This window comes from Pseudomonas sp. NFACC37-1 (assembly GCF_900101575.1).
Classification (GTDB): Bacteria; Pseudomonadota; Gammaproteobacteria; order Pseudomonadales; family Pseudomonadaceae; genus Aquipseudomonas; species Aquipseudomonas fluorescens_AA.
On sequence record NZ_FMUZ01000068.1, the window covers coordinates 1 to 8,186 of the forward strand.

Here is an 8,186-nt window from a genome sequence, read left to right on the forward strand (position 1 = left end):
GGCACCTTCCGCCCCCTGGCCCTGCTCGACGGCGAAGGCCCCGACGCCCGCCCGTTCTACTACCACCTCGACCACCTGGGCACGCCCCAGGAACTGACCAACCCCGCCGGCCAGATCGTCTGGTCGGCGCGCTACAACGGCTACGGCAAACTCACCGAACTCACCCACGGCGGCGGCGAACAGCTGGAACAACCGCTGCGCTTCCAGGGCCAATACTTCGACCCGGAAAGCGGCCTGCACTACAACCGGCACCGCTACTACAATCCCGAGACCGGCCGCTATTTGACGCCTGACCCGAGCAAGTTGGCGGGTGGGCTCAATGGGTATCGGTACACGGTGAACCCGACGGGGTGGGTGGATCCGTTGGGGTTGGTGGATTGTCCGGGGAAGGGTGGGTGTCGGCCGGCGGTTGGGGATCTGGATCCGGCGGCGAAGGCAGCTGTTAGTCAAACGGAACCTAAGCTACCTACTCCTAAAAAAGAAGAGGATTTTCTGTATCGCGGTGATGAGCGAGATCCAGAAGATGTTTTTGAAAGTGGTTTTAAAAGTAAAGGTAAAAGCAAGAATCTGTTTTTACACTCTATGGATAGTGATTGGCCTCCTAGCTATTATATTAGTACCTCTTATTTAAGGGAGGTAGGGAAGAAATTTGCTACCGGTGACTACACAAGAATAGGGTATTTGTACACGTTGCAAAAAATTCCAGGGCATGACCTGGCAAAGGAGTTGGGAGCTGCATACTTGTTCGGAGCAGAAAAAGAGATTGCGATTCCAGATCGCATAAGTAATGAAGATGTGCTTGGTGCAACCTTGATACTTGATAATGGGAAGGAATTTGGTTATTCCATACCTAATCCTAATAGGAGGATAAAAAAATGATTTCTAAGGTTGAGGTGCATGTATCAAGAGGAGGAAAAAAAGAAATTGCCTGTCTCGTATGTGATTCTAACAAAATTGCAATCACTTTCAGTGCGACAGATGGTGTTGACAGAACTTATGTAGGTAGTAATTTTTATAAGTGCTTTGCGAGTCTTCGACGAGACAATCCAGATGTCACCTTTTTTTGTAAAGGTGCCAAGAAAAATGTTTATCCATCTGGCATGTCGGCGCAGATGTCGCTTGGGCTAAAAGCATATGAGTTGAGTATGGGTTTAACTCCAACGCTCGATGATATTGTATCTATATTTGAATATGATGATTGTAACTTGGCAGTCGATCCGAATGAGCAGGAAGTTTTTTTTAAGGAGTGGGTTGAATCTCGCTTGGCATAGCTATAAGTATGACATGGCAATTCTTTTTTCAGAAATAAGTCTTGCTTGGCAAGGCTTATTTGTGCGGGTCGGTAGAATAAGTTCAGGAAGAGTGCTTACGGGCGAGCGATTTCGTGGTGATCTTAAATATGTCCACTATATTCATATTGCAAAAGGCCCATCTTGGAGGAAAGTCAAGCCTATAGCGATTGTATGGGTTGCATATCGTGACTTCTACAATCCCCCAAAGAAAGACTCCCAACCACATTGATGAAATCCATGCGCAATTGGCGAGTGTTATGTTGGCATTCTGCTGCCCCTGCGGATCATTGCTCAAGTGGTTTATGGCAGATTGGACTTGAAGTAAGCAGTAAAAATCTAAAGCCAAATTTGTTATTGGTAGTGAGTATCCGTCTCCTAAACCCTTGAAGGGTAGAAAGCAATAAATTGCTATGCATCCTGAAATTATTAATCCTGAGGCTAGCAGGCGTGGACTCCACTTGTGCTCTTTATCGTGTGTCTTTAGCTGGTGGTCTATTTTTATAAGTAGTGAGTATATAAAAAATAGCCCGAACAGGGTTCGTGTAAAAGGAAGGATTTTCGCGTTTGTTGTGGCTTGGTATGTCTTCCAGTTTTTGTATATCCAATAGAGTAGGTAGTATCCAAGGGTCAACCAGAACATAAGAAATAATTTGTTCTTTGATACTATTTGGAAAATTGGTTTGGTCTTGGTGAGAGACTGTTGGGTCGTATAAGGTGTTTCTTTTGAGTTGATGGTCATATTTAGGCCCTTTGATTGATTGGCTTATGGTGTTGGCATGGAGCGGGCGAGCAGCTGCCGTAATCGTTCAGGCAGGCCCGGAATCCTGCAGCATCGTTTCCCACTTCCGTCCGTTTCTGGCCCATGGTCAACGTCATCAACGAACCATTGACGTTGCCCAAAGCATGGATTTTGTCGAGCACACGCATACAGGCTTCTCGCGGCGCAGAGGGACGCGCGAGACTTTGCCGCGGATGACCGGGAAAATAAGTCAGGTAAAGAAGCGGTTGGTGTAGGGCAATCTTCAATTAACCCAGCGCACCAGCATGCGCCGAAAATCCCTTGTGAGAGCGAGCCTGCCCGCGATGGCTGTGGATCAGTAGCATTGTCGCTGAGGGATGCATTGTCATGTCGCTAAAAAGCCATTTCGACGACACGTTCCATCCTCATGTCGTCGCCAGCGACATGAGAGCGGAACGTGTCGCAGAAATTGAAAAACAGCGACACGTTATGCCCTCATGTTTACACTGACGACACGAGAGGGCGCCTGACCAAGCGCCCTCGCCCTTTATCTAAAGGATCAGGATCGCCCCCATGACTGCAGCCCCTCACGTCTGGCAGGCCGATAAACCGTATAACCAATTACCGCCTCTGCCTCCGGCAACCGAACTGGAAACCCGTGCAGTACTCAAGCGCTGTATCGAGGCGCGCACGGCCTTGGCTGAACTGAAGCAGGCAGCCGAACTGATCCCCAACCAAACGGTGTTGATCAACACCATCCCCTTGCTGGAAGCCAAGGACAGTTCCGAGATCGAAAGCATCGTGACCACTACGGACTTGCTCTTTCAGCATGCCCAGGAGCGTGACGGCCATGCCGATCCGGCGACCAAGGAAGCCCTGCGCTATCGCAAAGCCCTGCACCACGGCTTCCTGTCGCTGACCGAACGTCCATTATCCACGGGCACGGCAGTTGAGATCTGCCGCACGCTCAAGGGTGTGAACATGGACATTCGACGCGTACCGGGCACCCAGTTGGCCAACGACCGTACCGGCGAGATCATCTACACCCCACCGGACGGCGAAGATCATTTACGTGATCTGCTCGCCAACTGGGAGCGTTTCCTGCACAACGAGACGGACCTGGACCCGCTGGTGCGTATGGCCGTTGGGCATTACCAGTTCGAGGCGATTCACCCGTTCACCGATGGCAATGGCCGTACCGGGCGGGTGCTTAATACGCTGTACCTGATTCAGGAGGGGCTGCTGAACCTACCAATCCTCTATCTCAGCCGGTACATCATTGCTCACCGAGCCGACTACTACCGTCTCCTGCTCGACGTCACTCGTGAACAGGCATGGGAGCCTTGGCTGCTCTACATGCTCAGCGCCGTGGAAGAAACCGCTCGCTGGACCTGCGCCAAAATCGCCGCCATCCGCAGCCTGTCTGAACACACTACCCAATTCGTTCGTGAACGATTGCCGAAAATCTATTCCCGTGAATTGGTGGATGTGATCTTCGAACAACCGTACTGCCGCATCCACAATGTCGTCGAGAAACAAATTGCCGGGCGCCAGGCTGCTTCTCGCTACCTCAAAGACCTCGCCGACATTGGTGTTCTGCGAGAAGCGCAGGTCGGCAAGGAAAAGCTCTTTATCCACCCAAAACTGATGCAACTGCTGGCGCGGGATAATAATGAGTTCAAGCCTTACGGCTGACCTTCTCAGCGGATATTGTTGAGGTGAGGTAATAAGGGCGCGCACTTGCCCCAGGTATGAAAAAAGGTCTTGCACAGCAAGGCCTTTTTTGTGCCCGAGCGTTCGGAATCAGCCCCATCAAAAACAACTGACCCACCGCCATAGCAGGCATTTAACACCCTCCACTGTGGGAGCGAGCTTGCTCGCGATAGCGATACACCAGTCAACCTCAGAACCGCTGACTCCCCGCCTTGTGTTGAGCTTTGCACAGAACCCGCAGACTCAGTTGACCATCTCTCTATGCACTGCTTCCGCCCGTTGACCAGTTACGCGCGCTTTCCAAGAGTAGCGGCTCACAGTACCGAGTGTGCAGCCAACGTCGTCGATCTCTCCCCCAATTAACTTCTGCAAACGTTCAAAGCTGAAACGTATCAGCTCCAAGAAAACACTAAAATATGCACAAATGCATTTTTTCCTTGACCCGCACGGGTGCGTCTCTATAAGGTGATTTAACTGTATGCGCATCCAGTATTTCTCAAGCGTCATTTATTTGAATCCATTCATGGACGAGGTATTACCTTATGAAAACCACCACTGAAAAATTCGGTGTAACCCCCCATCAACCCAGCCTGTGGACCCGTGCTGATGCGTTGAAAGTCCGGGCGGACGACCCCACCACCACTCAGCCGCTGGTCCGCGCGGATTTCCCGGTATTGAGCAACGACGTATTCATCTGGGACACCATGCCCCTGCGCGACCTGGACGGTAACGTGACGTCCGTCGATGGCTGGTCGGTGATCTTCACCCTGACGGCCGATCGTCATCCAAACGACCCGCAGTACCTCGACGAGGACGGCAACTACGACATCCTCCGCGATTGGAACGATCGTCACGGTCGGGCAAAGATGTACTACTGGTTTTCTCGCACCGGCAAAAACTGGGAGCTCGGTGGCCGCGTGATGGCCGAAGGCGTTTCGCCGACCGCTCGCGAATGGGCCGGCACGCCGATTTTGTTGAACGACCGAGGTGAAGTAGACCTGTATTACACCGCCGTCACCCCAGGCGCGACCATCGTCAAAGTGCGCGGTCGGGTCGTGACCACTGAGCATGGTGTCAGCATGGTCGGCTTCGAGAAGGTCAAGCCGCTGTTCGAGGCCGACGGCAAGATGTACCAGACCGAAGCCCAAAACGCCTTCTGGGGTTTCCGCGACCCATGGCCTTTCCGCGACCCGAACGACGGCAAGCTGTACATGCTGTTCGAGGGCAACGTGGCCGGTGAACGCGGCTCGCACAAGGTGGGCGAAGCCGAAATCGGCGATGTGCCACCGGGTTATGAAGATGTCGGCAACTCGCGCTTCCAGACCGCCTGTGTCGGCATCGCCGTGGCCCGCGACGCGGACGGTGACGACTGGGAAATGTTGCCGCCCCTGCTGACGGCCGTGGGCGTCAACGACCAGACCGAACGCCCGCACTTCGTGTTCCAGGATGGCAAGTACTACCTGTTCACGATCAGCCACACCTTCACCTATGGCGACGGTGTGACCGGGCCGGACGGCGTGTACGGTTTTGTCGCGGACTCGCTGTTCGGCCCCTACGTGCCGCTCAACGGTTCCGGCCTGGTACTGGGCAACCCGTCCTCCCAGCCATTCCAGACATACTCGCACTATGTAATGCCAAACGGCCTGGTGACCTCCTTCATCGACAGCGTACCGACCGACGAAACCGGCACGCAGATTCGTGTGGGTGGCACTGAGGCACCTACGGTGGGCTTGAAAATAAAAGGGCAGCAGACGTTCGTGGTGGCTGAGTACGACTATGGGTACATCCCGCCGATGCTCGACGTCACACTGAAATAACAGCAACACAGGGGGTTCAGGCAGCAGGTTTGAGGTCGATGACAAAACCGTTGTGGATATGGTCGAGATATCCCGCCTGATTCATTGTGATGTTGGTCGCAAGCCCCATTGAATAACGAGTCGTAACCCGCTCGCGACTGGCTGCAAGGATGCAGCCAGTCGCGAATGCATTTCCCTGCGACGTATGTACACAAGCGCCTCTGTGGGAGCGAGCTTGCTCGCGATAGCGGTGCATCCGCAACCTTCCAGCCGGCTGTTTATCGCGTCTCCACGAGACTAGCCAAGACCGACATCGCCTTGCGCCATTGCCTACAACTACGCCAGAATCCGCCGGCTTGTGCGCCCTTGGCCGCGTCGGTAACTTGGACCTGTCACTGCTCATCAGTGATCGGGTTTAGTCGCCCAGGGTGAAACAGGTTGTGCAAGGCGTCATCCAGTCAGGATTACCATCCTGCACTTGATGGTGGCTGTGCGCAGGGCGTCCTCGGACGCGCCGGTTTCTTGTTTCCCCGGTCGACTAACCTGCGTACAGCTGCCTCCCATCGTTTAGTCGCGAGCGGGTGATGGCTCCAACTACAGGAAGCAAGACAATGGCAAAAGATACTCCGAATCCCCCTGATACGAACGAACACGTCTCCCGTGCTCAGTCTGCCCGCAACAAGAAAATCGACGACGCTGCCACGCGAGCGTTGGATTACTACCTGAAGCCTAAGCCTAAGAGCGAAACGTCTGACAAGTCGGACTCCATTTTACGGATTGACCCTGGGGTTGATTCTGAGTGTTTGCTTGCGAATCTCAGTGAAAACCTGGCTTCGGCCAATGCCATGATCAATGATTTGGCGTTTGGTCTTGAGGGATCACGACGGCATTTCGCGTTGGGGATTTTGCAGGTGATTGAGGTGAGTGAGCTGTTGGCGAATCGGGCTTTGGATATTGTTGAGGTGAGGTAGCAAGGGGCCGCGCTTACCCCGGGTATGAAAGAAGGTCTTGCTCGGCAAGGCCTTTTTTGTGGCCGGTCGCCCGACAACGGCCAGCCACGACACATAATCGATTGTGATGATGGCCCTCAATATTTCGCCCGGCAGGTCGTTAGCTTTAACTGTCCTCTCTTATCAAGGAAGTTGCCGTGTCCGAAAATGTTTACGCACCGCCTTTGGCTCAACTGGAGACCATCGTTGAACAGCCTTCCGAGTTTTATGTGGTGTCGCCAGCAAAGCTTCTGACACTGGCGATTCTGACTTTTGGTTTCTATTTCTATTACTGGTCATACAAAAACTGGAGCCTGTACAAGCAATCCACCCAGGCAGATATCTGGCCGTGGGCTCGCGGCCTGTTGTGCATATTTTTCATTCACCAACTGTATCGACGCGCGAATGAGAAAATTCGCGGCAGTGGTCGTACGTATGAGTGGGACTATGAGCAGTGGGCAACCGTATTCGTTGTGCTGACGGTCGGTGCCAATCTGTTGGATGGAGTGGCGAAGCGCGTCGATGGCTTCGAGTTTCTGATCGGCTGGTTACTGCTGGCGATTCCACTGCGAGCCTATGTGGTAAGCCGGAGCCAACCGATGATCAACTTCGCCGCCAATGACCCTCAGGCGCTGAGCAATTCGCGCTTCACCGTATGGAATTACCTGTTCATGGTGTCGGGAGTTTTGCTCTGGGCGCTGACATTACTTGGTGCCTGGACCCTTTATCGTTGAACCGAATGGGAGTCGAGGCAGCTCAGCCGAAGGTGGTTCGTTTGAATACGTTAGAGTGAGGCAACGCGGTGTTTATTGGGGCGTGTGAGATTTGGGAGGGGCCGACGCCGTCTTGCGCCTTTGCCTACAACTACGCCAGAATCCGCCGGCTTGTGCACCTTGGGTCCCCTCGGTAGTTTGAATCCGTCACTGCTCATCAGTGATCGGGTTTCGCAGCCCGGACTCTATAGGCGCACAACGTCACCTTCGAAAGCAGATCGCCCATGTCTGTGATTTTCGTCAGAGGTGGCTGTGCGTGGGAGACCTTCGGGTCTGCCGGTCCCTAGAGTCCCGGTCTGCGAACCCGCGTACAGCTGCCACCCCATCTTCGTTTCGCAGCGAAGGGTGGTAGTTCCAACAGACTCTAGGAGCTTTACCATGGTCAAAATTACACCGAACCCGCCAGCTACCGACGAAACCGTGTCTCGCGTTCAGTCTGCTCGTAACAAGAAGCTTGATGATGCTGCGAACCGGGCTTTGGATTTTTATCTGAAGCCTACGCCGAAGAAAGAAACGTCTGACAAGCCCAACACCATCTTCCGTATCGCACCGGATGTTGATTCGGAATGTCTGCTGGCCAATCTCAGTGAAAACCTGGCTTCGGCCAATGCCATGATCAATGATTTGGCGTTTGGTCTTGAGGGATCACGACGGCATTTTGCGTTGGGGATTTTGCAGGTGATTGAGGTGAGTGAGCTGTTGGCGAATCGGGCTTTGGATATTGTTGAGGTGAGGTAACAAGGGGCCGCGCTTACCCCAGGTATGAAAAAAGGTCTTGTACAGCAAGGCCTTTTTTATGGTTCTTCACGGATTACCGGGAAAGACGCTCTTGATCTTCATGAAAAAGAATTCGCTATCCCGGTAACCGTACGCCATCCGCTTGA

At 53.3% G+C, this 8,186-nt stretch carries 8 protein-coding genes; 7 read left to right on the top strand and 1 reads right to left on the bottom strand.

The window, feature by feature from the left end:
* The 4 genes from BLP82_RS29565 to BLP82_RS29585 form a co-directional block, all read left to right on the top strand.
* Positions 1–879, top strand: an 879-nt coding sequence (locus BLP82_RS29565; RefSeq protein WP_177344103.1) for an RHS repeat-associated core domain-containing protein, incomplete at its 5' end; no start/stop codon positions are given.
* Entirely contained in the window at positions 876–1,271 is a 396-nt protein-coding gene (locus tag BLP82_RS29570) for a hypothetical protein (RefSeq protein WP_092177011.1), read from the top strand. The genes BLP82_RS29565 and BLP82_RS29570, both read left to right, overlap by 4 nt.
* 1,333 nt (positions 1,272–2,604) lie before the next feature.
* Positions 2,605–3,726: a protein adenylyltransferase Fic gene (fic, locus tag BLP82_RS29575; RefSeq protein ID WP_092177014.1), complete on the top strand. Its 1,122-nt coding sequence runs from the start codon at positions 2,605–2,607 to the stop codon at positions 3,724–3,726.
* 560 nt (positions 3,727–4,286) lie between these two features.
* Positions 4,287–5,561: a glycoside hydrolase family 68 protein gene (locus BLP82_RS29585; protein ID WP_092177020.1), complete on the top strand. Its 1,275-nt coding sequence runs from the start codon at positions 4,287–4,289 to the stop codon at positions 5,559–5,561.
* Between the two features lie 16 nt (positions 5,562–5,577).
* Here the strand turns inward: BLP82_RS29585 and BLP82_RS31075 are convergent, their stop codons facing one another.
* Entirely contained in the window at positions 5,578–5,796 is a 219-nt protein-coding gene (locus tag BLP82_RS31075) for a hypothetical protein (RefSeq protein ID WP_139198003.1), read from the bottom strand.
* 355 nt (positions 5,797–6,151) lie between these two features.
* Here BLP82_RS31075 and BLP82_RS29590 point away from each other — a divergent pair, with 355 nt between their 5' ends.
* The 3 genes from BLP82_RS29590 (at position 6,152) to BLP82_RS29600 (ending at position 8,040) form a co-directional block, all read left to right on the top strand.
* Positions 6,152–6,511: a DUF6124 family protein gene (locus tag BLP82_RS29590; protein ID WP_072345457.1), complete on the top strand. Its 360-nt coding sequence runs from the start codon at positions 6,152–6,154 to the stop codon at positions 6,509–6,511.
* A 176-nt stretch (positions 6,512–6,687) separates the two neighbouring features.
* Positions 6,688–7,263, top strand: a complete 576-nt coding sequence (locus tag BLP82_RS29595; RefSeq protein ID WP_092177023.1) for a hypothetical protein — start codon at positions 6,688–6,690, stop codon at positions 7,261–7,263.
* 417 nt (positions 7,264–7,680) lie between these two features.
* Positions 7,681–8,040, top strand: coding sequence for a DUF6124 family protein (locus BLP82_RS29600; protein ID WP_092177026.1), 360 nt, complete (start codon positions 7,681–7,683; stop codon positions 8,038–8,040).
* Positions 8,041–8,186: the final 146 nt, after the last annotated feature.

What these genes read in the sequence shown, in the direction of transcription:
- BLP82_RS29570 (WP_092177011.1), top strand. Translation starts at nt 876, where the DNA reads ATGATTTCTAAGGTTGAGGTGCATGTATCAAGAGGAGGAAAAAAAGAA.
- fic (WP_092177014.1), top strand. Translation starts at nt 2,605, where the DNA reads ATGACTGCAGCCCCTCACGTCTGGCAGGCCGATAAACCGTATAACCAA.
- BLP82_RS29585 (WP_092177020.1), top strand. Translation starts at nt 4,287, where the DNA reads ATGAAAACCACCACTGAAAAATTCGGTGTAACCCCCCATCAACCCAGC.
- BLP82_RS31075 (WP_139198003.1), bottom strand. Translation starts at nt 5,796, where the DNA reads ATGCACCGCTATCGCGAGCAAGCTCGCTCCCACAGAGGCGCTTGTGTA.
- BLP82_RS29590 (WP_072345457.1), top strand. Translation starts at nt 6,152, where the DNA reads ATGGCAAAAGATACTCCGAATCCCCCTGATACGAACGAACACGTCTCC.
- BLP82_RS29600 (WP_092177026.1), top strand. Translation starts at nt 7,681, where the DNA reads ATGGTCAAAATTACACCGAACCCGCCAGCTACCGACGAAACCGTGTCT.